This window comes from Streptomyces sp. NBC_01320 (assembly GCF_035974375.1).
Classification (GTDB): Bacteria; Actinomycetota; Actinomycetes; order Streptomycetales; family Streptomycetaceae; genus Streptomyces; species Streptomyces yanii.
In genome coordinates this window covers 11,245,245-11,271,290 of the sequence record NZ_CP108390.1, presented here as the reverse complement: position 1 = coordinate 11,271,290, position 26,046 = coordinate 11,245,245, and the positions used below count along the sequence as shown (strand labels likewise).

Sequence of the window (26,046 nt, the reverse complement as noted above, 5' to 3'; positions counted from 1 at the left end):
ACTTGCGTATCTCGGTGCGGAATTCGTCACTCGTATATTCGCTGCCGCGGTCGGTATGCATGATGCAACCCTTCTCCAGGCCGCCGCGTCCGGCCGCCATCAGCAGGGCGGCAACCGGCAGCTCAGCACGGTGGTGGTCGGCCATCGCCCAGCCGATCATCTCCCGCGTCGCGAGATCGATGCAGGTCGCCAGATACAACTTCCCTTCCAGCGTGACGAGTTCGGTCATGTCGCCGACCAGCCGCATCCCGGGACGGGGTGCGGTGAAGTCCCGGCCGATCAGGTCGGCGGCGAACACCGCCCGCTTCGCCTGCCGGGTCAGGCCCCGACGCCGGCGGCGGGTGATCCCGACGATCCGGTGCTTGCGCATCAGCCGCTCGACCCTCTTCGAGTTCACCGCCCGCCCCGCCCGCCGCAGAGCGGCGTGGATCCGCGGGGCCCCGTAGGCACCACGCGATCCGGCGTGGAGCACTCGGATCTCGTCCACCAGGCGTTCCTCCTCGCGCCGCGCGGCCCGGCGCGCCGACGCGGCCGCCTGGTGCGCGTAGTAGGTAGAGCGCGGCACTCCCAGTGCACGGCACAGCAGCGCAACGCTGTGCCCTGCGAGATTGTCGTCCGATGCCTTCTGCGCGTCGATGAAGCGGCACCGCGTGGCGGTGTCTACCTCATCTTGTCCTGCGCGAAGTCGGGTGGCCCGGGGGGATTTCGCCCCCGGGCTCCCACAGATCCGTACGTGACCGTCTCCGGTCATACGGCTCTTGTCGTCCTGGTCACCAGACCCGGGCGGGCTCGGTCACCCAAACCCAGTGCGCGAGAAGCCGGGGATGTCGATCAACCCCGGACCACCACGCACGGAAGGTCGCCGACCAGCTTCGCCGCAGCCTCCGGTACTTCCCGCGCAGCCACCGGACCACGTAGGCGTTGATCCGTTTCAGGAGGGGATATAGGGCCGACCTGTTGTAGGCCCCGTAGTACTGCATCCATCCCCGCACGACCGGATTGATCCAGTCCGCGAGGTCTCGGGCCTCGCCCTGCACCCACCGGTGCAGGCGCCAGGAACGCACCACCTCGCCCATCCGCTTCAGGGCCTTGTCCGAGACCGCCGGAGAGAAACTCCGGAACAGTCCTTTCCGCCCGTCCACGGTGCGCTCGCGGAAGTCGTAGCCCAGGAACGTGAACCTCGTGTGCTCGAAAGAACTCTTGCGGTTCGCGTCCCGGCAGTAGACGATCTGCGTCTTGTCGGGGTGTAGTTGAAGGCCGACCGAGTCCATGCGCGCATCCAGCGCGGCCAGCACCGCTCTCGCCTCGGCGAGACTGCGGCAGTGGATGACCGCGTCGTCGGCATACCGTTCGAAGCGGACGTCCGGGAAGGCCCAGTGCAACCACATGTCGAACGCGTAATGCATGAACAGGTTCGCCAGGACGGGAGATACCGCTGATCCCTGCGGGGTGCCCTTGGCGCGCTCGATCAGCACACCGTCCGCATGTTGCAGCGGGGCAGCAAGCCACCGCTTGACATAAAGCAGGACCCAGGGGAGCTCACAGACCGAGCCCACCGCCTTGAGCATCAAGTCCCACGGCACCGAGTCGAAGAACGCCTTGATGTCGAGATCGACCACCCAGTCGTACTTCCAGCACCGCTCCCGGCACGTGCCCACCGCGTCGATCGCTCCGCGCCCCGGGCGGTAGCCGTAGGAGTCCGGATGGAAGATCGGCTCGACCCTCTTCTCCAGCACCATCGCCACCACCGTCTGCGCGACACGGTCGCCCACGGTCGGCACTCCGAGGACCCTGATGCCGCCCTGCGGCTTCGGGATCTCCACCATGCGCACCGGCGGCGGGAAGTAGCAGCCCGAGGACATCCGGTTCCAGATCTTGTACAGGTTTCCCCGCAGATCCTCCTCGAACTCCTCGATAGCCACCGCGTCCACGCCCGGCGCGCCCTTGTTCGCCCTGACCTTCTCCCAAGCCTCCATCACCAGCAGCTTCGGTATACCGAACGGCTTGACCGGTGCTTTCAACTCATCCACGCCAATTCCTCCCGGAGCACTTCCGGTTGATCGAATGAACAAGTCACGAACGACCCGGCCCCTTCGCTCCGCCCCCATTACAGGGACTTCACCACTACTACGAGCCGGTCCGCCGGCGCACGCCCGGCATGGACGTACGCCTTCTCCTGTTCCGCACAGACCCCGCAGATCGGGCTCGCGCCACCTTCACGCCGGACACCACCTGGCCAGGAAGCGGACACCCGCCAGACTCATCCCGGGGAGCCTTCAAGCCCCGGTTTCGATGTCGTCCAAGCATTTCGACGCATCAGCAGTGGTTCGCTCTCGCTCGCCTTCCCGATCCCCACCTGACGCCCTTTCAAGGACGCCTTTTCCTCCGACGCTCACCACGACGGTCTTCAGCCAACGCGGCAGGAGGCGATTTGGAGCCTCCCTCCGCGGGGGCGACTCCGAGGGGCCAAAACCCTCATCATCTGTGCAGCATCATCCAGTTGCTACCGACCTACACCGGCAGCCCCTTTCCGTTCAGGACGCACGAAGGCGGTCGCTTTTCCCAGGATGTCGACCGTCTTCTCCAGCTCGCGGACCTTGCGCCGCAGCTGGGCGAGCTCTTCCCGCTCGGCGCTGGTCAGAGCCCCCACAGGCCCCTCGCCCCGGTCGACCGCGGCCTGCTTCACCCAGCCACGCAGACCCTCCGGGCTCACCCCCAGGTCCCGGGCGACCTCGGTGACCGTCTTTTCCGACGACAGCGCCAGCGCGACGGCATCCCGCTTGAACTCCGCCGTGTACCGCTTGCTCGTATTGCTCTTCTTGCTCACTACCTGTGACTACTTCCTCCGGGACCTTCCGTCCCAGTATCAGGCTGTCCAGGTCAAAGGGGGAGCTTCAGTCCCCCACCCCCAGGGGGTGGGTGTGCGATAACCGAACAGCCCCTTGGCGCACAAGCGGCACATCACACGGATGTCAGTCGTGCTGCCACCAGGTCACGACGAGGCCGGCCGGAAGGGTCCCGATGTGGCGGACAGCTCCGGTGAGCGCAGGGAGAGCGGAAGTTTTCGGAACCCGGACCGAGTGACTGTCCGTACTGCACGTCAGTCGTGTCGTCTTGGGGAATGGTGTCGAGCGGCCCGCCGCCGGAGACCTGCTCGCCGGGGGCATGGGCAGGACTGAGCCAGGTATCGCGGGCCTGCTCGACCGCCTCGGTGGACAGGATCTGCGGCGGCTTCCGGTGGCCGGTCGGCTCGCGCCTGTTCGCGCTGCGCCGAGGCGAACGAACCGCGCGTGCGGGCCACTACGCCCACTGGCATGAGGTGAGGGCTACTTCTCGGCCGTACCGGGTTCCCTGCTGATGGACTCCTGGTAGACGTCCGCATAGGTGCGTGAGTCCTTGACCAGGTCGTCGCAGAACGCGGCGACGTCGTTGCCGATGAGTTCCAATACCCCCTTGCCCGCGGCGACGCCTCCCTCGAAGAAGTCAACGATCTCGGAGAGCAGAGGCCCGTCAGGCAGGTCGATCGGTCCGACCTTGAACAGGTACTTCTGCATCTCCTTGTAGACGATCTGGTAGTCCGGCGGGAGCGCCTTGACCCGAGCCATGTGCGCCCGCCACTGCTTCTTGCCCTCGATGATGTCCTGGATGCCCACGTCAGCCTCCCAGCCGGCTCAATTTCCTTGCGACGTTCCTGTTCAACTGCTCGCGCCAGCGGTCGCGATAGGTTCGGGCCCCCTCTCCACCGGCCAGCGCCGCGCAAAAGCCCCGGATGTCGTCGCCGAGGACCTCGTGGACGCTCTGCCCGTCCGCCGCTGTTTCTTCGAGCAGCCCCAGGGCGGCGTCGAGGATCGGCATCAGGTTGCGGCCGGTGAAGTCCCCATGGGGAAAGAGGTGGCCCTTGATCTGTTCCCACGCCGCCCGGTAGTCGTCCGGCAGGGCCTCGGCCCGAGCTTCGAACGCCTTCCAATCCCTGGTGAGATCGCTGCCCGTGATGGTCTCCCAGAAGTTCATCTCCCGCCCTCCTTGAGCCTGTCGACGCGTGATGAGACGTACTGCCACTTCGTCCAGAACTTCGCGAGTTCCTCGCGTCCGGCGTCGTTGAGCGCGTAGAACTTGCGCGGCGGACCGACCCCGGATGGCCGTTTCGTCACCTGGACGAGTTTGTTCCTCTCCAGTCGCAGCAAGATGGTGTACACCGTCCCCTCGACGACGTCGGCGAAGCCGAGCTCGTTCAGCTGACGAGTGATGGCGTAGCCGTAGGTTTCCTCGCTGCCGATGATTTCGAGCACGCACCCTTCGAGCGTGCCCTTCAGCATCTCCGTCAGGTCGTCCATCGCGAGTCCTCCTCGACCCTAGCGGTACTGCGTAGTACCGAGTACCACTATACGGTACCACCGAGTAGTGGGGAATGTCAGCCCGGCAGTCTTGCCCTCTGCAGGCTTGGGGCTTTCCCTACCGCAACACGCTCAACTTGACAGAGAAGTCGTCGCTCACCGCGCCGCGCAGAGCGTCGAGGGCGAGCACCCGGGACGCGGGCCAGGTGCGGGCGAGCGTCGACTCCCCGGCCCCGGAAGGCCCGATGAGTACCACCAGGGCGTTCTTGCCGAGATCCAGATCGAGCAGCGCGGTCATTCGGGATCTCCTTGCGGTTCGAGGGCGCGGGCAGCCCAGGTCAGGCGCATCCCGACGTTGTCGGTGATCAGGGCGGCGGCCTCGTGCAGCAAACAAGAGGCGTCGTGGTCGGGCTCGATCTGCTCGGCTCGCCGCGCGGCGGTGGTGACCAACTGCGCATGGGGATGGGTATGTCGCGGTGGCAGCTGGGGCAGGTGCCGGCCCGTCGAAGATCGCGTACTGCTGCTGGAACTCATCGACAAACGCTGCCGTCAGACGTGAACGAAGCCAGGGGCCGCACGCACGAAGTGGGAATCAGGTTCCCCGGACTCCCTGAGGGGATACCCAGGAAGGTGGTGCCTACCGTAGGAGGGCCCTGTGCGGGACTTCAACTGGCTTGTTTCCGCGCCGATCGCGCACCGTGGCCTATTCGACACCTCGCTCAGCATCCCCGAGAACTCCCTGGCGGCATTCCGTCGCGCAGCCGAGCGGGACATCCCGATCGAACTCGATGTCCAGTTGGCCCATGACGGCACACTCGTCGTTTTGCATGATGCCACGCTGGAGCGGATGACAGGGTCCCCACTGCACGTCTCCCAGATAGGTCGTGTGGACTTGGGGCGGTTGCGACTTGGTGACTCCGGTGAACCCGTGCCCACTCTCGAACAGGCCCTGGAGGTCATCGACGGCCGGATCCCTGTCGTCATCGATGTTCGGCGCTGGAGTTCAGAGTTGAGCCCACGACTGGAAAGAGCAGTAGCTGCAAGAATTCAAGACTACCGCGGCCCTGTCGCTCTGCAATCCTTCGACCCTCTAGCCGTATACCGGCTACGGCGTCTGATCAAGGACAGACCTGTTGGGCAGGTCTCCGGGGCATTGCGCTCCGCAAGCTGGGCGGCCGCATTGATCGGTCGAACAATGGTCACCAATCTTGTGACATCCCCGGACTTCATCGCATACGAGTTCGAGATGCTGCCGTCCCCCTACGCCACACTTTGGCAGCGGCGAGGCGTCCCACTTCTTGCCTGGACCATCACCTCAGCAGAGACTGAAGCCCGCGCCACACGCGTGGCGGATAACTTCTACTTCGACGGGTATCTACCGGTGGCCCACCGGGGGTCAACGATATGAGGGAGGCCCCGTGGGGAAACCTGCGCAAAGGTTACGCGCTCCGTCCCTGCACGATTTCCTAGATGTTGCCGATGATGAGTTGGATGCGGCAGTGGAGCGGTATGTCCAACAGTTGCGGCACTTTTACGATGCCCGCGCACGCTGGCACAGACGAGGTCATCGGTTCAGCGGCATCATTGTGATCATCACCGGTGCTCTGCTTCCGCTGCTCGCCACCTCTCAATTCGCCCATAAGGAACTGGTCCTGTCACTTGTGGGTGTGGCCATCTCTGCAGTCACAGCTCTGCGCTCCTTCTACCGCTTCGACCAGTCGTGGATTCTGCTGCGTAATACGGAGATAGCGATCAGCCATGCGTACCTCAAGTGGAAGATCGCCCGCCTCGGGACAGCGGGTGAGCCGTCTTCCGCCGAGCACAGAGAGACCGATACACACGCACTGATCGACATGATCATGGGTATCCGTCGCGATGAAGCCGAGTCGTTCTTCAACGAGCTGCCGACGCCTCAACCTGTCACGGGCGGACAGAATCCTAGGCTGCCGGATGCCCTGCACCGGGCGTGAGAACGGACACGGCATCGCGGGCGCGTGGAGCAGCTGGTGCGGGCGTGCCGTCCCGACGGCGCGCCCGCCGCACACGGTCGCGACATGCTGGTCGGTCAGCCCGAGAGCCTGATCACCTGCGAACGCCTGGAGAGCGCCCCGTTCCTCATGCGTGACCAGTGGCAGAAGGCGGAGGAAGACGACTTCCTGCTGGACGACCTCAAATTCGTGTGGGGACCACCCACCCGCCTCAGCCAGTGAACCTCTGGGCAGACGTCGATGGGCCGCATGCACGGAGGCTTCGGTACATGCGGCCCGTCGACATCGGATCTTGCGAGATGATGCGCGCACTCAGTCGGAAACCCCGTCAATCAGCTGGTTTCGAACTTGTGGAAGGCTGCCTCGCCGTCGGCCAGGAACAGGTTGACGCCCTCACAACGGAGACCCATCCGCAGCCACGATCAGCCCAATGGGTCGATCGCCTTCACGATCGGGGCGCGCCCATCCGCGCCATACACAGCCATGCTTCGTAGGTGCTCGAACGCCTCCCTCTCTGTCAGCCTCGGGTGAGACGTCCCGTTCTGCGGGGTTAGCCTGAGAGGGCACGACAGGAGAACCGCCCCTTATGCCCAGCACTGAGCCCGTCGGGTCCGACCCGGCACCGAGGCCGAAGCGCCGTACCTTCACCTCGGAGTACAAACTGCGGATCGTCGCCGAGTACGACGCCGCGCCCAGGAACGAGAAGGGCGCGGTCCTGCGCCGGGAACGCCTCTACCACTCGCATGTCAAGGAGTGGCGGGCCGCCCGGGATGCCGGGGCCCTGGAAAACCTGGTCGACCGCCGGACCAGCCCCGCCCGCACGAAGAAGTCCGCCGCGGAGGTGGAGAACGAGAAGCTGCGACAGCAGGTGGAGCGGCTGCAGAAGGACCTGGCCCGGAACAAGGCCGCACTCGAGGTGATGGGAAAAGCCTCCGCGCTCTTGGAAATGATCTCCGAGAGCGCGGACTGAAACACGCCACCGACCCCGTGGTGGACACCGCGTTCACCGGCGTTCAGGGCCAGCTGGGCATCACGGCCGCGTGCCGGCTGACAGGCCGCTCCCGGGCCACCCACTACCGCAGGCTCAAGCCCCCGACCGACCGCACGCCCCGCTCCCACGTCCAGGCCCAGCCCTCGGCGCTGACGGATCAAGAGCGTTCGGCAGTACTGGAGTTGATGAACAGCGCCGAGTACGTGGAGCTGCCGCCCGCGCAGATCTGGGCCCGTGAGCTGGACGCGGGCCGCTATCACTGCTCGGTCTCCACGATGTACCGGATCCTGCGTGACAAGGGCCAGTCCGGCGAGCGTCGCCGTCAGGCCACCCACCCGGCCAAGACCGTGCCCGAACTGGTCGCCACCGCCCCATCCCAGGTCTTCACCTGGGACATCACCAAGCTCGCCGGACCGGCCAAGGGCACCTGGTACCACGCCTACGTCGTCATCGACATCTTCAGCCGCTACATCGTCGGCCACACCGTCGAACGCGCCGAATCAGCAGAGCGTGCCGAGGAGTTGATCCGGGACACCATCGAGCGCAACGGCATCGTGCCCGAGACCGTCCACGCCGACCGGGGCACCTCAATGACCTCCAAGAAGGTCTCTCAGCTGCTGATCGACCTCGGCGTCACCCGCAGCCATTCCCGGCCGAAAGTCTCCAATGACAACCCCTACAGCGAGGCCCATTTCAAGACCACCAAGTACATGTCCGACTACCCCGAGCGGTTCGATTCCCTGGCCCACGCCCGTGATTGGTTCGACGCGTTCATCGCGTACTACAACCACGAGCACCGGCACTCGGGCATTGGATGGCACACGCCCGCCAGCGTCCACTTCGGCACCGCCGAGGAGGTCCGCGACCAGAGAGCCGTCACGCTCGCCGAAGCGTTCGCCCGCCACCCCGAACGCTTCGGTCGCCGCCCCACACCGCCCGAGATACCCCAGCAAGCGTGGATCAACGACCCCGCCAAGCGCAGGGAAACCACACCACAGATCTCATAGCCACACAAATGTCTCACTGGACTTGAAATCCACCGCCTTGAGGCAGAGCCCGATTTCGCTCGGCTGCGTGATGTTCACCTGCGCGGACAGAAGCTCCACGGAGACGAGGGTGTCGTCGTAGACGTGGAAGGTCTCTTGCGGCCAGAGCGCCCGCTCCCGCGTCGCCATCGGGATGATTCCCAGCGACACCGCGAGTAGCGCCCCGACGGACAGCAGGTGCCCGAGCTGGGTGGACGCCGACTCGGCGGTGCCGAGCTGGAAATACAGCACCGACTCCTCGACGAGAGGCAAACACCGGTGCCCCGGCTTCCGAATGACCTGGGAGTGTTCGACCCGGGCCACCGCCGCCTCCGCTCCGTCGTCCTGGATACTCACCCTTCAGGCCCGTCCGGCCGAGCGGTGGGAGGCCGACCGGGCCGCGATGGTGCCACTGCCGCCGACCGCGCCGCCGCGCCTGTGGCAGACCTCGGTGCGGATCGGCCGGGACCACTACATCCGCCTGGACACCTGTGACTACTCCGTCGACCAGGCCGCGATCGGGCGGATCGTGCGGATTGAGGACGCCGCCGCACGGACGTGCTCGCGGCCGGTCCGTACGGCGTACGCCCTCTGTGGACTAGGCCTGGGGCTCGGGGAGTTCACATCCCTTGCGGCCCAGGTCGAGCTTGCTGCCGTCGACGACGCACGGCACGATCCCGTAGGTCTCCTGCGCGTAGCGCGTGCCGTGGCGGACGGTGATGAGCCCCTTGCGGTCGACCTCGCAGGGGTTGTTGAGCGTGCACTGCTCGCCGTCCTCGTTATGGGTGTTGTTGACGGCGATCACGCGTCCGGTGTGGTCGTCGATCACCGGGGAGCCGGAGGTGCCGCCGATGGTCTGGCACTCGGGCGTGTAACGCACCGAGTCCTTCCAGGTCCACCAGTACTCCTTGAGCTGGTCCACGAACCCGTCGACGGAGCACTTGTACTGCTTCTTCCAGTACCCCGACGTCACGGTGATCTCGGTGTTCTTGCGCGGGTGGCGCGGGTCGAGCAGCAGCGGCCGTACGTGGTACTTGCTCTCGATCTCGGCGTAGGTGGTGGTCGTCCGGTACAGCGAAATGTCGGTGTCGGTCATTGTCGCGTACGAGATCTGGTCGGCCTGGAGCGTGCCGAGCACCCCGGCGTCCTCGTCGAGGAGCTTGAACGTGCGGGTGGACGGCCGGTCCACGATGACCTGGCCGGCCTTCGGGAAGCCGCCCTCGATGCAGTGCCCGTTGGAGAGCACGAGGGCGGGGTCGTCGGGCTGTGACTGCGGGGTGCGCACGACGGATCCGGAACAGTTGCTGAGCGCGACGGTGCCCGCGAACGTGACGGGCGCGTCGTTCGGTCTCGCGCGGGTGCCGGCGTCCCCGCCCGCGGTCCCGGCGAAGGCGGGTGCCGCGCCCGCGCCGACCAGGGCGAGCGCGAACGCCGCGCCGGTGAGCGCCTTGCCGATCCTCGGTGAGCGACGTGTCGTGCGTGTCATCGGTGCTGCGGGTGACATTGGGTGGAGCCCCCTTGCCGACGCCGGGTGTGACGTCTGTAGCCGATGGTTGCCGTGTGCATTCTTCGGTGCCGACGGACGGCGGGACAAGGGGTGGGATCAAGTCCGTTTCCCCCCGCGGTCCGTGGGCGCGGCGGACGCGGGCACGGGCCGGGCCCGGTGCACATGCAGATCCGAACTCGCGGTCGGGCTCCGCGACTTGGTGTTCCCCCAGGTCACATCGGCTCCGGCGGGGGCGCCGGAGCGGCGGGCAGGGGGCCGGGTGTCGGCTCAGCGCTTCCCCGTCCGGCCGGAACTGGAGGCTGATCCTGGGCCCGGACGCCCGCGCCGACTTGGGGATCGCGTGGTCCCAGGTGCGCTGGCAGGAGACGCCCATCACGATGAGGTCGTCATGCCCGAGGGCTCTGCGCACGGTCGGCCCGCCGCCCCGACGCGGCGCAGCAGCAGGTCGCGAGTCTGCTTGACGTCCCATGGAACGCTGAGGGGTGGCGAGTGAGGAAACCGTGCAAGGTTCGCGTTTCGCCGGAGTTCGCAACAATCGATTTTCCCGCACGAGCACACAGATCACGACAAGATCGAACATTCACCCCTGGCGCACTTGCTCGTCCCGCGCTTCACTCCTGACTCATGAAACGACAGATCACGTCCATGCTCGCCGGACTGGTGCTGGCCGCCGGATCGGCGTTCGGCGCGAGCCCGGCGGCCGCGGCCGAGCCGGTTCCTGTGGAGTTCGGCACCGACTGGCACGACCCGCTGACCGCGGCGCCGGCCATCGAGAAGCCCGACACCCGATCCTGCGAAGTCACCATTGCCGAGGCGCAGTTCCGTGATTTCAAGCCGTACAGGGGAAGTTACGCCCCGCCCATGGAGTGCGGAGACCGCTGGAGCAAGGTGGTGCTGCGCCTCGACGGAAAGGTGAAGGGCCGTCAGTATGACCGGCTCGGCTACCTCCGTATGGGCGGCGTCGAAGTGTTCCGTACGTCCACGCCCGAGCCCTCCGTCGACGGGATCACCTGGTCGGTGGAGAAGGACGTCACCCACTACAGCGACACACTGCGCCGCGAGCAGCCCGTCGAAATGCTCATCGGTAATGTCGTCGACGAGACGTACACCGGCGTCATCGACGTCAAGGTCACGCTGACCTTCTATGCCGCGAAGGGAAGTACGAAGGCCGCCGAGACGCCCGACAAGGTGCTCCCGCTGGAGGGCGCCACGCTGACCACGCCGCGTAACTCCGAGCGCATCGTCGCCGAGGTGTACGCCACCGGATCCGGCGGCGGCTGTGAGGAGTACTGGTACTTGACCGTGCCGGACGCCGCGCCCTACTCGTGCAAAGCGGACAAGGGTCCGTACCGCGAGGTGCAGCTCAAGATCGACGGCCAACTCGCGGGAATCGCGGCGCCGTTCCCGAACGTGTGGACCGGCGGCTGGTCCAACCCCTTCCTGTGGTACGTCGTACCGGCGCCGCGTGCCTTCGACGTGAAGCCGATCGAGTACGACCTGACGCCGTTCGCCGGCAACCTCAACGACGGGCGCGAGCACCGCGTCGAGGTGTCGGTCGCGGGCCTGCCCGAGGGGCAGAGCGGCTGGAGCACACCCACGAACGTCCTCGTCTGGCAGGACGAGGGCAGCGAGCACGTCACCGGGGCGCTCACGAAAAACGATCAGAGTGATCCTTCGAACTCGACGACGATCACGCCCGGTTCACTGAACCGGCTCGACACCAAGGGTGGCCACCGGCTCACCGTCGCCGGCTATGTGAACACCTCGCACGGGCGCGTCGAGACCACCGTCTCGCGCACCCTCGCCAATACCTCAGCCCACCACTGGACGGACGACGAGAACACCGACAGGCTCACGTCACGCTGGGACGACGACGAGACGGTGACCGTGGACGGCCGCGGCCCGGCGCGGGTCGCGCACACCCATCGCGTCTACACCATGGACGGCGAGACCACGATCGGCACGGACAACCGGCTGCGCACCGCCCTCACACTCGGTGACCGGGCGGACACCTCGGTCGTACGCGCCGGTAAGCGCATCTCCTGGTCGCGGCTCGACGATACGTACACCGGCGACGCCACCTGGACGCTGGGGGTCCCCCGTGACCAGCGCCATGCCGTCGGCACGTCGAACGAGCGCTACCGGCTGGACGGGTCGGAGGGCTGCTACGACCGCACACTACGGACCGAGCAGGGCGCCCTGACGGAGGACCGTACGGGCTGCTGAGCCCACGCGGGGCCCGGCTGTGCATGCCGGGCTCCGCGCTCTCCAACTCATGTGATTTCGAATGCCAGTTGGCTTAAACCGCGATACGATCCCCCGGATGAGAGCTTGCAACCCGCCGCCTCGGATCAGCCCGAGGCTGCGGGTGCCGACAAATCGTCCGGCCTGGCCTCGGAAACCGCGCTTGCCGACCACTCCGATGTCTTCACGTGCACAGACGCGGACGGCATCATGACCTCGTGCCGCTGCGCCACGCCTGCCTCGCCGCGACCAACACCCTGTCGCACCTGCGCTTGCTGCCGATGAGCGACCGGGACAAAGACATCGAGATCCTTGCCCTGCGGCACCAACTGTCCGCCACGCCCTGGTCCTGCGCCTGGCTCCCGAGAATTCCTCGTGTGGCTGTCGCCGAATCCACGGCGAACTCGCGGCTCCGGGCATCAAGGTCGCCGACTCCACCGTCTGGGAGATTATCCGCGAGCACGACATCCCACGCGCCCGAACGGCAGAACACGACCTGGGCCGACTTCCTGCGCAGCCAGGCCGACGCGCTGCTCACCTGCGACCTCTTCGAGACCCGCACCCTGACCAGGGCGCGTCTGTACGTATTCGCCGTCATCGAACACGCCACCCGACGCATTCGGATCCTGGGCGCCACCACTCACCCCACCACGAAGTGGGTGGTGCAGCTCGGACGCAACCTCGCCATGGACCGGGAGGACACGGGCAGCAAGGCCAGGCACCTGCACTGCCGGGCAGCGGAACCCCCGGGTCACCGCCCCGAGGGGCGGTGACCCGGGAGGGTTCACCGCGGTGGTGCCGTCGTCAGCAGGTGTTGCACTGCTGGGGAAGGGTGTCCCAGAAGGAGGTGTCCGCCTGGTCGATCGAGCCGTCGGCGACTGCCTGGATAGTGGCTTCCATGGTGAGCACCGACTGCCGGATCAGGTAGCCGTTGGACTTCTGGCCGAGTACATACGGTGCGTACTCGTGGTCGCTCATCCCGCGCATCTCGAACAGCAACGTGGCGATGCCGTACTCGGCCGCCATGCCGTTACGGCCGATGGTGTTGGCCGATCCCCCGTCGTACCGGCCGATGTGGCCCCAGCCGGTGCGGTCGACGTTGTGGTACACCACGGAGCCGAGCCGCTTGGACTTCTCGACCAGTTCGGGCGAGACGTCCGGGGTCGTCGGGTACAGGATCGAACCGGACACCAGATCCCCGTTCACGCGGGACTGGGTGCCCTGGTGGTGCAGGTCGATCGCGTAGTCCACGTCATAGGCGCGCAACACATTCTCGTGCAGGGCCTGCGTCTCGGGCTGCTCCTTGGCCACGTGGTCGCGGTTGAGGTCGACCTCGTTGGCGTTGTAGCGGGTCAGGTGGCGTTCGCCCTTGGCGAGGTAGCCGTCGAGGGGGAAGTTCACGTCACCCATTGCGCCGTCGGCGTTGAACATCGGGATGAAGAGGATGTTCACGTCCTTGAGCATCGAGGCCTTGGACGGCGAGCCGAGGGACTTGATGGTGTGCAGCATGGCCTCGGTGGTCAGCTGTTCATTGCCGTGCTGCTGCGCCAGATACAGGATCGTCGGGTTGTCCGGGTTGCTGACGTACTTGACCAGGTGGATGTCACGGCCCTTGACGGTCTGCCCGATCACCTCGAGCTCCATGGCGTCCTGCTTGGCGTCCTGGGCCTTCAGGAAGCGGACCACGTCGTCGTAGGTGGACAGGATCGAGGTGTTGATCGTCTCTTTGCCCTGGTAGTTGGGGCCTTCCCCGACCGCAGCGGCGGTGCCGGTGAACAGGGCACCGGTCAGCAGGAGTGCGCCCGTGAGGGCGGCGGTAGTAGCACGGGCGGATCTGGTGAGGCTGGAACTACGCATGTGTTTCTCCCTGGTGTCGTGAGCAGCATCTGACGGCGGGCGAGCCTATGATCTTGATGAAAACCAGTCAATGCCGGTGTGTCTGAGTGGCGTTACTGCAGACGAGAGCATTTGGCGGGAAAATATCGCGAAGCGCATGGCCGTTGCAGGCAGGACAGCCGCCCGCCGCGCCAGGCTCGTATGCGACAGGAGCAAGGCCCCGTTCACAGATGTCTCTCGGCCGCCTAGAGTGGCGTGCGCCCCCCCCTCGGAAGTGCCTTACGACACCTGAGAAGCAGTGAATGTCCGCTCGGAGATGGGTCGCCACACTGGCGAGCACCGTCCTGATCACCAGCCTCTCCACCGTCGCCGCCAACGCCACCGGCAAGCCCACCAACGGCGCGATCCCGCCGGTGTCCCACTGCGGCACCGAGGCCTCCGGATCCGGCAACAACGGCTTTGTCGACTACACGCAACTGACCACCGCTCTCCAGCAGCTGGAGACCAGCACCGGCTGCACCGTCGACGTGGAGGTGGCCGGGTACTCCAACCAGGGCCGCGCCATCCACACCGCGCGCGTCTGCGAGGGCGACAAGGTCGTGTACGTGCAGACGCAGATCCACGGCAATGAGATGCACAGCACCGAGGCGGCCCTGGAGCTGCTCAAGCAGTGGGGCTCGTCGACAAGAAGAACATCAAGGGCATCGACCCGAAGCTGATCACCCCGTACACCCGCCCCGACGGCACGAAGCAGCTCACCATCGACTGCTGGCCGCTCTACTGGTACACCGGCGACAAGAAGCCGGGTGAAACCAACGGCCAGGGCCTGAACGGCACTTGGTTCACCGTGCGGCCCGACGGCAAGCTGGCCAAGTAGTCGCGTCGGACCGGGAAGGGGACCGCCCCGCGCCTCGGTCAAGGAGGCCGGCTTCCAAGAGAGCGCACCCAGGATTGGTTCAGATCTCCTCTGAACCACCCCCTGGCAGGCGTCGACCTTGCGTGTCCAGCCCCTTGAGGTGCTGGTCAGCGACGTGGTCCTGGCCTGCGCGGAGTGCGGATGTCATTGCGCACCGGGACCTCGGCGGCCTGCGGGCATCGGCCCGCGAGCGGTGCGAGGGTGTCGGCAAAGTCGCGCGGGTGCGGGGCAGGCACGTTGTGAGATTTGCTCCCGTTTGTGGACATCTCTCGAAGATCGGATCGCGGGACTCGAGATAGAGGTGTTCTGGTGGGTGTTGCCCGGTATTCAGCGGAGTTCAAGCGGGACGCGGTCGAGCTGGTGCGGTTCAGTGGCCGGGCGGTCGGTGTAGTGGCCAAGGAACTCGGGGTCAACAGCGAGTCGCTGCGCCAGTGGCTTCGCCGGGCCGAGGTCCTGGCCGGTGCTGGGGCGGTGCTGTCATGACGCCGTCCGAGCGGGAGAGACTCAAGCAGCCGCGTAAGCAGGTCCGTGAGCCGGAGCTGGAAAAGGAAATCCTTCGGAAGGCGGCCCAGTATTTCGCGAAGGGGATGGGTCGTTGACCGGCCGCCGGCGGTTCATCTCCGAGCACCGTCTGGAGTACGGCATACAGCGGCTGTGCAGAATTCTGCGGATCTCCCGGTCAGGGTTCTGCCGGTGGCGCCTTGCGGAGTCGACCCGGCAGGCGGAGCTGGGGGCGAGCGGGAGCTGACCCCGCGGATCCGGGCGATCCACGCCGGAACGAAGGGCGCCTACGGCGGGGGAGGCTCCGCTGCGGCCCGCGCCACGGGCCGCCCATCTCCCCCACCGGCCGCCCCAGCTCGTAGGAGGCGGCCTTGAGACCCATGGGCGGCTGGGTCAGCGTTGTTCGGGGACGAGTGCTGTGATGGCGTCCACCTCGGCCGTACTCAGGCGGATACGAGCGGCGGCGAGGTTCTCTTCCAGGTGCCGGGTACTGGTTGTGCCGGGAATGGGCAGCACCTGTGGACCGCGGTGCAGCTGCCACGCGAGGGCGACCTGCCGCGGAGTGACACGGTGCGCGGCGGCGATCGGGGTGACCACCGCGCGGAACAGATCACCCTCGCCGTCCTGAGGGAGGTCGCCCGGGTGCCAGGGCGAGAAGACGATGCCGGCCTCGTACGTGAGGCGCTGCACGTCCGCGTGCTGTCGCATCGTCACGTTGTGCTGCACTGTGACGGCTGCGATGTCGGTGATCGCCGTGGCGGTGCGGAGCTGGTCAGCGCTGATGTTGGACCAGGCCGATGTGGCGGATGAGTCCGCTTTGGCGCATCTCCGCGAGTGTGCCGACGATGTCGCAGGGCCTCGTAGAACGCCCCCACACAAGCCGGCCGGGACCGTCAAACCCCCGCCTGCACTGGTCCGATTGATCAAGTACCGCGTCGACGGGCAGGCCGACATCGTCCGGCTCATCACCAGTCTGACCGACCACGAGAAGTACCCCACCGAAGAACTCACCGTCCTCTATTCCCGGCGCTGGGAAATCGAGTTGGTCTTCGACGAGATCAAGACCCGTCAACGCGGCCGACCGGTCCTCAGGGCTCAGACACCGGACGGCGTGCGGAGTGCTGCGTGCGTGGCTGCACGACGCGCTACGTCCCCACGGGGAGAATGTGTGGCGGCGTGGCACGGTCCGCTTGTCGGGACAAGGACGCCGCGGATCAGTGTGAGCGCGGGTGGTTGCCATCGTGACGGTGGTCATGGCCCTCGGGACGTTGCGCCAGGGCCTTCGTACGTGCGGTGACCTCGTCCGCGGACACGGCGCGTAGGTCGACGAGCACGTCCTCCAGGGCACCCAGCCAGTGCAGATAGTAGGTGTACGGCTCCTCCCGCGAGTGGTTGTAGGGCTCCTCCCTCGTCGACGCGCTCTCCCAGGCAGCGATCCGGTCGATCAACGCGGCCTGGAATTGCGGCCAGGTGAAGGCGCCGGCCTCGTACAAACTGACGGCCATGCCGAAGGCACGGCTCTCCCACGGCTCGGCGAACACCAACTCGCCGTTGGTGCGGGGCGGTGCGGCCGGGCCCTCGATGTCCAACGGCGCGTTCATGGGGCCTCGGCCTTCGCCACGCCCACCATCGCATCCCTCGTCACCAGCGACACGAGTTCTTCCTCGGACAGGTGAGCGGTGCCGGCCGGACGTTCGGGCAGCACCAGCCAGCGCACCTCGCTGGTGGAGTCGCGGACGGTGATCCGCACGTCGTCGGAGAGTTCGAGTCCCATCTCGGCCAGCACCGTACGCGGCTCCCTGACGATCCGCGCGCGGTAGGCGGGGTCCTTGTACCAGCTCGGCGGCAGGCCGAGCACCGGCCACGGGTAGCACGAGCACAGCGTGCAGACCACCACGTTGTGGGTGCTCGCAGTGTTCTCCACGACGACGATGTGCTCGCCCTGCTGTCCCGAGAAGCCCAGCTCCTTGATGGCGGCGGTGCCGTCTTCGAGCAGCCGCCGCCGGTACTCCGGGTCGGTCCACGCCTTGGCGACGACCTTGGCTCCGTTGAGCGGTCCCACGCCGATCTCGTAGGTGGTGATAATTTCGTTCATCACCTTCGGGTCGATCAGGCCGCGCTCAGCGAGCAGTTGCTCGAGCGCCTCGGTGCGCAGAGCCGGGGGAAGCCTCTCGCCCGGTCCTCCGGTGGTGGTCATGCGGTTGTCTCCAGGTAGCTCTCATACAGCTCTGCGGTGAGCGCGAAGGGTTCGGCGTCGGCGCCCCACAGCTCGCGCGAGTCGAACCGTACCGAGTAGACGTGCTGCGGATTCTCGCCCAGGAAGTGCGCGTTGGTGTCCGGCAGCACCGCAGCGGGCTGGATGAACTCGACGATGCCGGTACGGCCCCGCATGTAGCCCGGTAGCCGCGTGTGCCCGGGCGGTGAGATGTCTTTGGCGCGCACACGCTCGCCGACGGCGAAGACCGGGGTGGTGTCCACGGTGCGCAGGGAACCCTCGGCGGCCGGTGCGTAGTCGGGCCGGGCGGGCTCCGGGACCGACGGTTCCTCGACGTGTTCACCACGCAGGTTGCGGGCGCGGGCGTCGATCGCGCCCGGTGCCAGGATGGAGCTGTCGGTGAGCATCAGCTCCCCGGCGTTGAGCCAGCGTCCGTAGTAGCCGTCGTCCAGGTAGGCGGCTCGGTCCAGGCGCTCCAACGCGTGCCGGAAGGCGTCCGTGTTGATGCCGCCGCACGCCACGCGGCTGGAGAGGATCGCAAGCGCGAATGCCCGGCCCTGCCAGGGCTCCTCGAAAACAGGTTCATCGCGTCTCGGCGGATGAACGGGGCCCCATCCCAGGGTTCCCCCCATATCGGCAATACCATCCATCAAACGTTCCCTTATATGCCTGCAAGAGTGGACATATTCGCTCGCATTGTAGGCGGGTGGCGTTCTCGGCGTCGCGGCATCGGCCGCATGTGAACCCGCTGTCCGCTCTGTCCGGTACCTGCGGGCCGAGTACACCGGCCGCATCAACCGGATCGGCATGGGATCCGTGTTCTGGTCCCGCTCCTACTTCGCCGGCTCCTGCGGCGGAGCACCGCTCACCGTGATCCGCCAGTACATCGAAGGACAGAAACGGCCCACCTGACCGTCACCGATGTAGACGCAGAGAAGTCCGGCGCTCCGCGCCTCCGCGCTCAGGATGCGTTTCCCTCCCCAGCTGAAGCCGGGGATACCCACGCAAGATCAGGGATGGCGCCGGATCGTGCCGCGCATCGCCCGCCGCGGCATCGACGCCTCCGACCGGCTGGTGCCGGCACCGCTGGGTGGTCGAGCAAACCCTGAACGTCCTGGCTCGTGGGCTGCCGCTGATTCCAGCGCTGCTACGAGCGCGAGGCCGAACACTTCCTCGCCTTCGTCGGCATAGCCAGTGGCCTCATCTGCTACCGCAGAGGGGACACCGTCGCGAGCCAGGAGGTCAGTAGCTGGTTGACCTCCTCGGGGCGTTCCTGCTGGAGCCAGTGGCCGCAGCCGTCCAGGATGTGGGAGGAGACCAGCGAGGGAAGCGTGGCCGGGTAGGCATTGATCGCATCGGTCATCCAGGTCGTGGAGGCGTCCAGGGCGCCGCCGATGAACAGGGACGGCTGCATGAGGGGGGAGCCGCTGAAGTCGGAAAGGTCCTCCCAGTCGCGGTCCATATTCCGGTAGCGGTTGAGGGCTCCGGTCATGCCGGTGCGCTCGAATTCCCCGGCGTAGTGGTCGAGATCGGCTTCGGTGAGCCAGGAGGGCAGCCGGTCCTTGGGGAACCGGTCGCGCAGCGTTCCGCCGCGGCTGACGAAGTGTGGGTCGGTCTCCCCCTGCGCCGGCATGGTGTCGGCGGACAGGGCCGCGTAGAAGCCCGCGAGCCAGCCCCGGACGTCGGGCTCGATCTCGGCCTCGGCCCGGCCCGGCTCCTGAAAGTACGAGACGTAGAACTCCTGGTCTCCGCCCAACTGCGCGAAGACGTCGCTGGGGCGGGGGCCGCCGGGCGGGGCGTAGGGAACGCTCAACAGACCCACCGCGCGGAAGACCTCGGGGTGGAGCAGGGCGGAGGTAGCCGCGATGTTCGAGCCCCAGTCGTGCCCGATGATCACCGCTGTTTCCTCCCCCAGGGCGTGCACCAGGGCGAGGTTGTCCTCCACGAAGGCGCGCATCCGGTACTCCTGCGGTGCGGACGGCTTGGAGGAACGGCCGTAGCCGCGCACGTCTAGTGCGACCGCCCGGTACCCCGCCGCCGCGAGCGCCGGGAGCTGGTGGCGCCAGGAGTACCAGGACTCGGGGAAGCCGTGGACGAGCAGGACCAGTGGCCCGGTGCCCTGCTCGACCAGGTGCAGCCGTCCGGCGGGGGCGTCAATGGTGCGGTGGCGCAGGTCTGCGGACGGTGCGGGCTGGTACATGGCTTCTCCTCGGGTTCCCAGGTGGCGGCGGTACACATCGATCATGCGTTGCGGCGCCCGGGGACGCGACTAGCGTTGTCACTCTGGCAAACTTGCAGGACAGGGGCGGTGTGCGTGGACCGGCAAGAGAGGGACAAGGCGAAATGACGGATGACGACATCGCTGGTGTGCTGGCCGCCATGGGGCCGCGGTTGCGGGTCTCGCGTGAACGGCGCGGGGACACGCTCACCGACGTGAGCCGCGCAATCGGCATCTCCCCCAGCACGCTGTCGCGGGTCGAGAACGGTCGACGCAAGCCGAACCTGGAACTGCTGCTACACCTGGCGAAGGCCTACGGCGTATCCCTGGACGAGCTGGCCGGCACCGCGCCCGCCACGGTGGAGAAACCGCACAGTCCGCCGCCCCGGCGTCCGGTGGACGACAAGGCGGTGTTGCCTCTGACCCACTACGTCGGGGGCGTGCACGCCCACAAGCACGTCCTGCCCGCAACCGACGACCAGCCGCCACGGCCACGCCAGGTGTCGCACGAAGGGTACGAATGGCTGTGCGTGCTCTCCGGACGGCTGTGGCTGGCGCTCGGCGAACACGACCTCGTCCTCACTGCCGGGGAAGTCGCCGAGTTCGACACCCGTACCCCTCACGGAGTCGCCAACGCCGGGCTCGGCGGACCGGTCGAATACCTGATCATGTTCGGGCCACAGGGCGAACGCCTACGACACCGCGTCCAACCAACGGCCAACTGAGACAACCTCTATAAGAGGCCGGGGCGCGCGGCCGCGTCGGGCGCAGTCGCGCAGCAGCGCGCCCCAGGCCTCGGCCGACTCGCGGTGGCCATCGGCCATCGCGACGAATTCCTTGGTTCCGTCCGCACGGACTCCGATCATGACCAGGACCGCGGCTCCGGCCTGGTCCAGGCGTATCCGCAGGCGGATGCCGTCGACCCACAGGTAGACGAAGTCCGTGGCGGACAGGTCGCGGTCCTGGAAGGCAGCGTGGCCGGCCTGCCACTGCGCGGTCAAGCGGGCAACGGTCGCTGGGGAGAGCCCGGCGGAGCTGCCCAAGAACTGCTCCAGTGCGGGCACGAAGTCGCCCGTGGACAGGTGAGCATTGCTCTTCCGATGGCCCTCACCAGTCTCTCCGTTGCTGTGATCACGAAGAGCCTCCGGGAATCACGCCCAGCTGTCGCATCTGCGAGAAGACGTCGACGACCCCCCAGATCTCAGCGATTCGACCGCCGGCGAAGCGGAAGATGAAGATCTCGTTGTACCTGACGGACTTGCCGGTTGGCGGGAGATCCCTGTACTCGCCCAGGTGGGTCCCGGTAACCGTGTTCCTGAAGACGACCTTGTCCCCCTTGGCAATCACATCCTCGATCGCAACGTGAAGGTCGGGGAACGCGCGAAGGAGCACCGCCCATACTTGCTTGAGTGCCTGCGCCCCCCTCGCACCAGTCGGTACTGGCGCGTGGAACAGCACGTCCGGCGCGACGACCTCGTCGATAGTCTTCGAGATGATCTCTGCATCGCCGGTGTTCACGGCGTCATGCAAGCGACTGAGTAGCGTGCTGCTGCTTGTTTCCTGAGCTGTTGGCATGCGGCTCCTCCTCGGGGTGGCCTGAACATTCAGGCGGTTGTCGCTGCTCAGATCGTGGGCTGGGGGACCCTCTGCTGTTGTCGGTGGTTACACAGCTATGACGGAACGGCTCGCCACGATGTGACATGAACGAATGTGACGTGCGCCTCGCTTGCCTCGCGTTATGGAGGGCCCCGTACTTCGGTAACCGACCACGGTGCGGTCGTGAGTGTTCCGGGCGGTTCCCACCGCCCGGAACACTCACGACGCCGGAGCAGCAGCGGGCTACCTGGAGAGAGTGGCCGGTTCGTCCAGCCGCGTCAGCTTCCGTGGGTTTGCCGTCGCGTAGATGCGGGTGACCCGCCCGTTCTCCACCACAAGGCTCACCGCGGCCTGTTGGCCGTCGATCTCGATTCGGCCCGCGGGCGCGCCGTTGAGCCATACGGTCGTGGTCTCGAACGCGGCCCGGTCCGCGCGCCTGAGCAACTTCGCCACGAGATCGGCCCCGTGGATCGGAGTCAGAGCGGCGGCCGCAAGCCCGCCGCCGTCGGCGATCAGGACCACGTCCGGCGCCATGACCTCCATCAACTCCTGCAACTGACCGGTGCGCAGTGCGGCCAGGAACCGTTCCACCACGGCCTGCTGCTCCGAGCGGCTCACCTGCATTCGTGGTCGCCGGGCCGCCACGTGCTCGCGTGCCCGTCGAGCGATCTGGCGCACCGTGGCCGCGGACTTTCCGACGGCCTCGGCGATCTCGCTGTACGGCACCTCGAAGACCTCGCGGAGCACGAACACCGCCCGCTCCGTCGGCCCGAGTGTTTCCAGCACGGTCAGCATCGCGATCGAGACGCTCTCCGCGAGTTCGACGTCCTCGGCAACATCAGGGCTTGTCAGCAGCGGTTCCGGCAGCCACTCGCCGACGTATTCCACGCGGCTGCGCGACAATGTCCGCAGGCGGTTGAGCGCCTGCCGCGTGATGATCCGGACGAGGTAGGCCCGCGGGTCAACCACCTGCGCACGGTCGACGTCGGCCCACCGCAGCCAGGACTCCTGCAGCACGTCCTCTGCGTCGGCGGCCGACCCGAGCATCTCGTAGGCGACCGTGAACAGCAGGCTGCGATGGGCGACGAACGGGTCCTGGGTCATGCCGTCGACGCTACGCCGGACGGCTCAGGGCGCTTGGCCAGGGGAATCTCGCAGGCATCGGAGAAGCCTTGCGACGCGACCCCGTTCGCGTTGTTGTTCCTGGTGGCCATGTTGACGAAGGCGATGTATGCGGTGAGCTCGACCATCGCCGCGGGGCCGAGCCGGTCGAGCAGGCTCGCGTACAACTCGTCGGTGACGGTCGGCGGCGTGTTCGTCATGGCCTCGGCGTACTCAAGGACGTCCCGCTCCAGCGGGGTGAACACCTCCGACTCCCGCCAGCGCGGTACCTGGCTCGCCTTGACCAGGTCCAGGTTCTGGTTCTGCGCCTGGAAGTAGCCGACGTCGAGGCACCAGCTGCAGCCGACCTGTGCCGCGACCGCCATGTGCGCGAACGACTTGAGGCCCGCGTCGGCCGCATCCCACGCGCTCAGCTTGGCCGAGAACTCCAGATTGGACGTGGCGACCTTGGGGCTGTGCCACACCACCTCAACGGGCTCGGGCACTTCGCCGAGCTGCTTGATCATGTTTTCCTTGAGCTCCGCCGGGAGCTCGGCCTTCGGTACACGTAGCGACAAGGTGTCCTCCATGGACGGTTGCCTGTGTGGCTGTTCGACATGAAGACACCGCCGGGCCCACGAATGTGACAACCCCCGCCACCGCATCCAGATCGTCAGCGGGCACAGGCCCGCGGCCACTGTCTGGTCCGCTCCCACTCGACCCGCAACTGATGACAGCCACATCGCGATCATTCCTTGGTCCGGACAAGGACCATGGCCGTCGACGAGCTGGACACCCGCACCCTGCGGCCGGTGCTGGAGCAGCTGGGCACCAGCGTGCGCGAGTACGCGCGGCTCCTCGTATCGCTGGTGGCACGCTCCAGGCCCGGCGCTCGCATCCATGCCGGAGATCATCGAGGGAAACGCCCGCGCGTCTTCGTCCCGTCACCACGCACATACTCGTCCACCCACGGCATGACGAAGCCCTCTCCCCGCTGCGACCCCTCCCACAACCGCACCATCAAAGCCGCCACCGCTGACAGAACGTCAGAAGAAGATCGCTTTCGGTCACGCGGGAGGGCGGAATCGGAGACCGGCAACAGCGTCGTCAGCAACCCGCTCGTGACGACGCGGTTCGACGTGACAGCTCGGCACGCTGTCGGACTCCCAAGTCACGGGCAGCGTTCATTCCCGGGCATATCGTGTCGTCATGGCACATGCCGGTAGTCCCCAGGCCGATCGGCCGGATGGGCCTGCGACTTCGGGCCGGCTCCTGGCACCGCTTCTCGCGGTCTGCGCGGGCTACTTCATGGTCATCCTGGACGTGACCATTATCAATGTCGCCGTTCCGGTGGTGGGACGGGAACTGTCGGCCTCGCTCACCGGGATCCAATGGATCACGGACGGCTACACCCTGATCTTCGCCGGCCTGCTGCTCACCGGCGGCGCGCTGGGGGACCGGCTCGGCAACCGCCGGGTCTTCTGTACCGGGGTGGTGGTGTTCACCGCCGCCTCGGCCGGCTGCGGGTTGGCACAGAGCACCGGGACCCTGGTCGCCGCCCGGCTGGCGGAAGGACTCGGCGCGGCACTGATCGTGCCCGGCTCCCTCGCCCTTCTTCAGCAGGCCTATCCCTCACCCGCCGAGCGCTCCCGGGCCTTCGGCCTATGGGGCTCCATGGCAGGCGTCGCCGCCTCCGCCGGCCCCCTCCTGGGCGGCCTCCTGGTCACTACCGTGGGCTGGCGCTGGGTGTTCTTCATCAACCTGCCCGTCGGTTGCGCCTGCCTGTTGCTGACGCTGCGCCACGTACCGGCGTCGGCCCGTCGCACGGACCGCGCCGTGGACTGGCCGGCCCAGTGCGCGCTGATCGCGACGGTGGCCCTGTTGATCTCTGTCCTCAACGAAGCCGGGCGGCGTGGCTGGGCGGACCCGCTGATCCTCACGGGCGCCGGCCTGTGCCTGCTGGCAGCCTTCGCGTTCGTCCTTCGCGAGCGCCTGGCCCGCAACCCTGTACTGCCCTTGCGATTGCTGCGCTCACGCCCGATGAGCGGTGGAGCGGCCGTCGGCCTGCTGTTCAACTTCGCCTTCTACAGCATGATCTTCACCGCCAGCCTGTACTTCCAGCACCAGCGCGGCCTGAGCGCACTGCGCACCGGGGTCGCCCTCTTCCCGGCGGTGGCGATGACCATGTTCGCCTCCGTCCTGTCCGGGCGACTGGCACGCCGCACCGGACACCGCCCGCTTGTGGTCTCGGGCATGGTCCTGGGAGCGGCAGGTCTTACCGGCTGGGCCGCCGCTGGACCGAACCCGGACTACCTACTGCTCGTGGCGCCGATGATGGCTGCGGGCTTCGGCACATCCTTCGCCCTCACCGGATCAACCGCCACCGTGATGTCAGCCGCCCCGGACGCGTACTCCGGCACCGCCTCAGCCCTGTTCAACACCACCCGCCAGATCGGCAGCGCCGCGGGGGTCGCGCTGGGAGGGTCGCTGCTGGCCGCCGCAGCCAGTTTCACCACCGGGCTGCGGACCAGCATGGCCATCGGCGCGGCCGCGTACCTGACGGCCGCCACCCTCGCGCTCTTCAGCATCCCGCGGAAGACACTCCGCGACGTCGCCGGCTGAATGACGGCGACCCTGATCCGCACCCGCAGGGCGGCGCCAGGTACCGATTCTGCCTCCCCTGCTGATCGGACTGCGCACGTATCCCCCAGATCGGGGTTCTCTCCGTACGCGCTCCGGCACCGAATGCAGAACGCTGATCAGCCTCGCTGGCGACGCGGCGCGGGGGGCGGCCCGGGTCGCATCCCCACAAGCCGCCGGGAACACGGTCCGGGCCACTTCTGCCTGCTCCCAAGCTCCTTCGCAGTCAGTAAGGTCTCGCCGACGATTCTGGGGGGCAGCCGACCTCTACGGTCGCTTTGTCGGGACTGACTGAAGTGCGGGCCAGCGGGCGAGCATCGTTGGCGCATGCCGGCGGTGAGGCCGCTCACGCCGCTGAGAGAAGTGTGGTTGGCGGTCATCAGGCTGACGACACCGAGCCGGTGGACGAGCCGTTGCCGGGCTGTCGCCGTGCCCCACTTCCAGTCCCGGGTCGGAATCCGGTCCAGGTGGTCCTTGCTTTCGCGGCGTGCCCGCTCGACCAGCGCGTCGCCGCGGAGCAGCCAGCCGGCGCATGCGTCGGTGAGGCCGTCTTGAATCTCCGAACCGGTCGCGGTGCGCCACTTCCTTCACGACTGCGAACACGTCGGCGCAGCCGTGCCGTTGGCGCACTCCCCCGTGGGCCGGTGGACGTTCCATCAGCCTTTCTGTCGGCGCCTCGCATCTTTTGATGAATCATTAGAAAGTTCCAGAGATTCGTACCGAACCTCTGGACAGCCCCCACACGGCCCTCTAATGTCTCGGCCCACCGAGACATGTGTGTCGTCGCGGTAACACCGCAGCCGATCAGCTTTCACACGAACGCCGTTCACCTCACGGGTCTTTCCACGTCTCTCCCCCATGGCCGGGCCACCGCCCGTCACGAGGCGCTGCGCGATCGCCGTCGAGGCCGATCACGCACCGTGCAGCACCCCCA

The 26,046-nt window shown here is 67.0% G+C and carries 29 protein-coding genes and 8 pseudogenes; 16 read left to right on the top strand and 21 right to left on the bottom strand.

Annotation, left to right across the window (positions count from 1 at the left end; all coding sequences use genetic code 11):
• Positions 1–16: 16 nt before the first annotated feature.
• From OG395_RS58850 to OG395_RS51900, 8 genes and pseudogenes are all read right to left on the bottom strand, one after another.
• A pseudogene (locus OG395_RS58850) lies at positions 17–751 on the bottom strand (IS3 family transposase); the annotation flags it as partial.
• Between the two features lie 19 nt (positions 752–770).
• On the bottom strand, positions 771–2,030 hold the full coding sequence (gene ltrA / locus OG395_RS51930; protein ID WP_327249075.1) for a group II intron reverse transcriptase/maturase: 1,260 nt from the start codon (positions 2,028–2,030) through the stop codon (positions 771–773).
• Positions 2,031–2,503: 473 nt separating this feature from the next.
• Positions 2,504–2,827 (bottom strand): transposase, encoded by a 324-nt coding sequence (locus tag OG395_RS51925; protein WP_327249074.1) that lies wholly within the window; start codon positions 2,825–2,827, stop codon positions 2,504–2,506.
• 499 nt (positions 2,828–3,326) lie between these two features.
• Complete coding sequence (locus OG395_RS51920) at positions 3,327–3,653, bottom strand: DUF1048 domain-containing protein (protein WP_327249102.1); 327 nt, start codon at positions 3,651–3,653, stop codon at positions 3,327–3,329.
• Between the two features lies 1 nt (position 3,654).
• Complete coding sequence (locus OG395_RS51915) at positions 3,655–4,011, bottom strand: DUF1048 domain-containing protein (protein WP_327249101.1); 357 nt, start codon at positions 4,009–4,011, stop codon at positions 3,655–3,657.
• Complete coding sequence (locus OG395_RS51910; protein ID WP_327249100.1) at positions 4,008–4,334, bottom strand: PadR family transcriptional regulator; 327 nt, start codon at positions 4,332–4,334, stop codon at positions 4,008–4,010. The genes OG395_RS51915 and OG395_RS51910 overlap by 4 nt, the downstream gene beginning before the upstream one ends.
• Before the next feature lie 118 nt (positions 4,335–4,452).
• Positions 4,453–4,632: a hypothetical protein gene (locus OG395_RS51905; protein WP_376346126.1), complete on the bottom strand. Its 180-nt coding sequence runs from the start codon at positions 4,630–4,632 to the stop codon at positions 4,453–4,455.
• Positions 4,629–4,784: a hypothetical protein gene (locus tag OG395_RS51900; RefSeq protein WP_327249791.1), complete on the bottom strand. Its 156-nt coding sequence runs from the start codon at positions 4,782–4,784 to the stop codon at positions 4,629–4,631. The genes OG395_RS51905 and OG395_RS51900 overlap by 4 nt, the downstream gene beginning before the upstream one ends.
• A gap of 205 nt (positions 4,785–4,989) precedes the next feature.
• On the opposite strand from OG395_RS51900, the gene OG395_RS51895 reads away from it, so the two are divergent.
• From OG395_RS51895 to OG395_RS51875, 5 genes are all read left to right on the top strand, one after another.
• Positions 4,990–5,742, top strand: coding sequence for a glycerophosphodiester phosphodiesterase family protein (locus tag OG395_RS51895; protein WP_327249099.1), 753 nt, complete (start codon positions 4,990–4,992; stop codon positions 5,740–5,742).
• Positions 5,743–5,752: 10 nt separating this feature from the next.
• A complete protein-coding gene (locus OG395_RS51890; protein ID WP_327249098.1) occupies positions 5,753–6,304 on the top strand; it encodes a DUF4231 domain-containing protein in 552 nt (183 codons plus the stop codon).
• A 24-nt stretch (positions 6,305–6,328) separates the two neighbouring features.
• Entirely contained in the window at positions 6,329–6,544 is a 216-nt protein-coding gene (locus OG395_RS51885; RefSeq protein WP_327249097.1) for a hypothetical protein, read from the top strand.
• 364 nt (positions 6,545–6,908) lie between these two features.
• Positions 6,909–7,292 (top strand): hypothetical protein, encoded by a 384-nt coding sequence (locus OG395_RS51880; protein ID WP_327241097.1) that lies wholly within the window; start codon positions 6,909–6,911, stop codon positions 7,290–7,292.
• Positions 7,293–7,312: 20 nt separating this feature from the next.
• Positions 7,313–8,320, top strand: coding sequence for an IS3 family transposase (locus tag OG395_RS51875; protein WP_327242340.1), 1,008 nt, complete (start codon positions 7,313–7,315; stop codon positions 8,318–8,320).
• A 27-nt stretch (positions 8,321–8,347) separates the two neighbouring features.
• Here the strand turns inward: OG395_RS51875 and OG395_RS51870 are convergent.
• Positions 8,348–8,695: pseudogene (locus OG395_RS51870) on the bottom strand (Scr1 family TA system antitoxin-like transcriptional regulator); the annotation flags it as partial.
• Between OG395_RS51870 and OG395_RS58845 the strand changes: the two are divergent.
• A pseudogene (locus tag OG395_RS58845) lies at positions 8,634–8,876 on the top strand (Mu transposase domain-containing protein); the annotation flags it as partial. The pseudogenes OG395_RS51870 and OG395_RS58845 sit on opposite strands and share 62 nt — an antisense overlap.
• A 60-nt stretch (positions 8,877–8,936) precedes the next feature.
• Here OG395_RS58845 and OG395_RS51865 read toward each other — a convergent pair.
• Positions 8,937–9,794, bottom strand: coding sequence for a S1 family peptidase (locus OG395_RS51865; RefSeq protein ID WP_327249728.1), 858 nt, complete (start codon positions 9,792–9,794; stop codon positions 8,937–8,939).
• A gap of 328 nt (positions 9,795–10,122) precedes the next feature.
• Positions 10,123–10,278: pseudogene (locus OG395_RS51860) on the bottom strand (alpha-ketoglutarate-dependent dioxygenase AlkB); the annotation flags it as partial.
• Between the two features lie 191 nt (positions 10,279–10,469).
• On the opposite strand from OG395_RS51860, the gene OG395_RS51855 reads away from it, so the two are divergent.
• Together OG395_RS51855 and OG395_RS51850 are read left to right on the top strand one after the other, a co-directional pair.
• Positions 10,470–12,071 carry a peptide-N4-asparagine amidase gene (locus OG395_RS51855; protein ID WP_327249096.1) on the top strand — a complete coding sequence of 534 codons (1,602 nt, stop codon included), beginning with the start codon at positions 10,470–10,472 and terminating at the stop codon, positions 12,069–12,071.
• A gap of 236 nt (positions 12,072–12,307) precedes the next feature.
• Positions 12,308–12,814, top strand: a pseudogene (locus OG395_RS51850) (integrase); the annotation flags it as partial.
• Positions 12,815–12,893: 79 nt separating this feature from the next.
• Here OG395_RS51850 and OG395_RS51845 read toward each other — a convergent pair.
• The gene (locus tag OG395_RS51845) at positions 12,894–13,946 is read right to left on the bottom strand and encodes a M14 family zinc carboxypeptidase (protein WP_327249095.1); all 1,053 of its coding nucleotides are present in this window, start codon (positions 13,944–13,946) and stop codon (positions 12,894–12,896) included.
• Between the two features lie 281 nt (positions 13,947–14,227).
• Here OG395_RS51845 and OG395_RS51840 point away from each other — a divergent pair, with 281 nt between their 5' ends.
• The 3 genes from OG395_RS51840 to OG395_RS51830 all read left to right on the top strand — a co-directional run bounded on the left by OG395_RS51840 (position 14,228) and on the right by OG395_RS51830 (position 15,324).
• Positions 14,228–14,644, top strand: coding sequence for a M14 family zinc carboxypeptidase (locus OG395_RS51840; protein WP_327249094.1), 417 nt, complete (start codon positions 14,228–14,230; stop codon positions 14,642–14,644).
• Positions 14,596–14,802 carry a hypothetical protein gene (locus OG395_RS51835; protein ID WP_327249093.1) on the top strand — a complete coding sequence of 69 codons (207 nt, stop codon included), beginning with the start codon at positions 14,596–14,598 and terminating at the stop codon, positions 14,800–14,802. Before OG395_RS51840 ends, OG395_RS51835 begins: the two co-directional genes overlap by 49 nt.
• Before the next feature lie 348 nt (positions 14,803–15,150).
• Entirely contained in the window at positions 15,151–15,324 is a 174-nt protein-coding gene (locus tag OG395_RS51830; RefSeq protein WP_327249092.1) for a transposase, read from the top strand.
• A 411-nt stretch (positions 15,325–15,735) separates the two neighbouring features.
• On the opposite strand, the gene OG395_RS51825 is transcribed toward OG395_RS51830, so the two are convergent.
• The gene (locus tag OG395_RS51825; RefSeq protein ID WP_327249091.1) at positions 15,736–16,050 is read right to left on the bottom strand and encodes an aldo/keto reductase; all 315 of its coding nucleotides are present in this window, start codon (positions 16,048–16,050) and stop codon (positions 15,736–15,738) included.
• Between OG395_RS51825 and OG395_RS51820 the strand changes: the two genes are divergently transcribed.
• Entirely contained in the window at positions 16,004–16,639 is a 636-nt protein-coding gene (locus OG395_RS51820; protein WP_327249090.1) for a transposase, read from the top strand. The genes OG395_RS51825 and OG395_RS51820 overlap by 47 nt on opposite strands.
• On the opposite strand, the gene OG395_RS51815 is transcribed toward OG395_RS51820, so the two are convergent.
• Genes OG395_RS51815 through nthB form a run of 3 tightly spaced genes read right to left on the bottom strand, consistent with a single transcriptional unit; the run spans position 16,557 to position 18,207 of the window.
• The gene (locus OG395_RS51815) at positions 16,557–16,943 is read right to left on the bottom strand and encodes a nitrile hydratase accessory protein (protein ID WP_327249089.1); all 387 of its coding nucleotides are present in this window, start codon (positions 16,941–16,943) and stop codon (positions 16,557–16,559) included. The genes OG395_RS51820 and OG395_RS51815 overlap by 83 nt on opposite strands.
• Complete coding sequence (gene nthA / locus OG395_RS51810; RefSeq protein WP_327249088.1) at positions 16,940–17,539, bottom strand: nitrile hydratase subunit alpha; 600 nt, start codon at positions 17,537–17,539, stop codon at positions 16,940–16,942. The genes OG395_RS51815 and nthA overlap by 4 nt, the downstream gene beginning before the upstream one ends.
• Positions 17,536–18,207 carry a nitrile hydratase subunit beta gene (gene nthB, locus OG395_RS51805; RefSeq protein ID WP_327249087.1) on the bottom strand — a complete coding sequence of 224 codons (672 nt, stop codon included), beginning with the start codon at positions 18,205–18,207 and terminating at the stop codon, positions 17,536–17,538. The genes nthA and nthB overlap by 4 nt, the downstream gene beginning before the upstream one ends.
• Before the next feature lie 106 nt (positions 18,208–18,313).
• Here nthB and OG395_RS51800 point away from each other — a divergent pair.
• Positions 18,314–18,469, top strand: a pseudogene (locus OG395_RS51800) (transposase); the annotation flags it as partial.
• A 295-nt stretch (positions 18,470–18,764) separates the two neighbouring features.
• On the opposite strand, the gene OG395_RS51790 reads toward OG395_RS51800, so the two are convergent.
• A complete protein-coding gene (locus tag OG395_RS51790; protein ID WP_327249086.1) occupies positions 18,765–19,757 on the bottom strand; it encodes an alpha/beta fold hydrolase in 993 nt (330 codons plus the stop codon).
• Positions 19,758–19,900: 143 nt separating this feature from the next.
• Between OG395_RS51790 and OG395_RS51785 the strand changes: the two genes are divergently transcribed.
• Positions 19,901–20,500 (top strand): helix-turn-helix domain-containing protein, encoded by a 600-nt coding sequence (locus tag OG395_RS51785; RefSeq protein ID WP_327249085.1) that lies wholly within the window; start codon positions 19,901–19,903, stop codon positions 20,498–20,500.
• On the opposite strand, the pseudogene OG395_RS51780 reads toward OG395_RS51785, so the two are convergent.
• From OG395_RS51780 to OG395_RS51765, 4 genes and pseudogenes are all read right to left on the bottom strand, one after another.
• Positions 20,486–20,857, bottom strand: a pseudogene (locus OG395_RS51780) (transposase); the annotation flags it as partial. The gene OG395_RS51785 and the pseudogene OG395_RS51780 sit on opposite strands and share 15 nt — an antisense overlap.
• Before the next feature lie 49 nt (positions 20,858–20,906).
• On the bottom strand, positions 20,907–21,350 hold the full coding sequence (locus OG395_RS51775) for an ester cyclase (protein ID WP_327249084.1): 444 nt from the start codon (positions 21,348–21,350) through the stop codon (positions 20,907–20,909).
• Between the two features lie 264 nt (positions 21,351–21,614).
• Positions 21,615–22,475 (bottom strand): RNA polymerase sigma-70 factor, encoded by an 861-nt coding sequence (locus tag OG395_RS51770; protein ID WP_327249083.1) that lies wholly within the window; start codon positions 22,473–22,475, stop codon positions 21,615–21,617.
• The gene (locus OG395_RS51765; protein ID WP_327249082.1) at positions 22,472–23,050 is read right to left on the bottom strand and encodes a carboxymuconolactone decarboxylase family protein; all 579 of its coding nucleotides are present in this window, start codon (positions 23,048–23,050) and stop codon (positions 22,472–22,474) included. The genes OG395_RS51770 and OG395_RS51765 overlap by 4 nt, the downstream gene beginning before the upstream one ends.
• A 195-nt stretch (positions 23,051–23,245) precedes the next feature.
• On the opposite strand from OG395_RS51765, the pseudogene OG395_RS51760 reads away from it, so the two are divergent.
• Both OG395_RS51760 and OG395_RS51755 read left to right on the top strand, forming a co-directional pair.
• Positions 23,246–23,361: pseudogene (locus OG395_RS51760) on the top strand (Lrp/AsnC family transcriptional regulator); the annotation flags it as partial.
• A 320-nt stretch (positions 23,362–23,681) separates the two neighbouring features.
• Positions 23,682–25,094, top strand: coding sequence for an MFS transporter (locus OG395_RS51755; protein ID WP_327249081.1), 1,413 nt, complete (start codon positions 23,682–23,684; stop codon positions 25,092–25,094).
• The last annotated feature ends 952 nt before the right edge of the window (positions 25,095–26,046 follow it).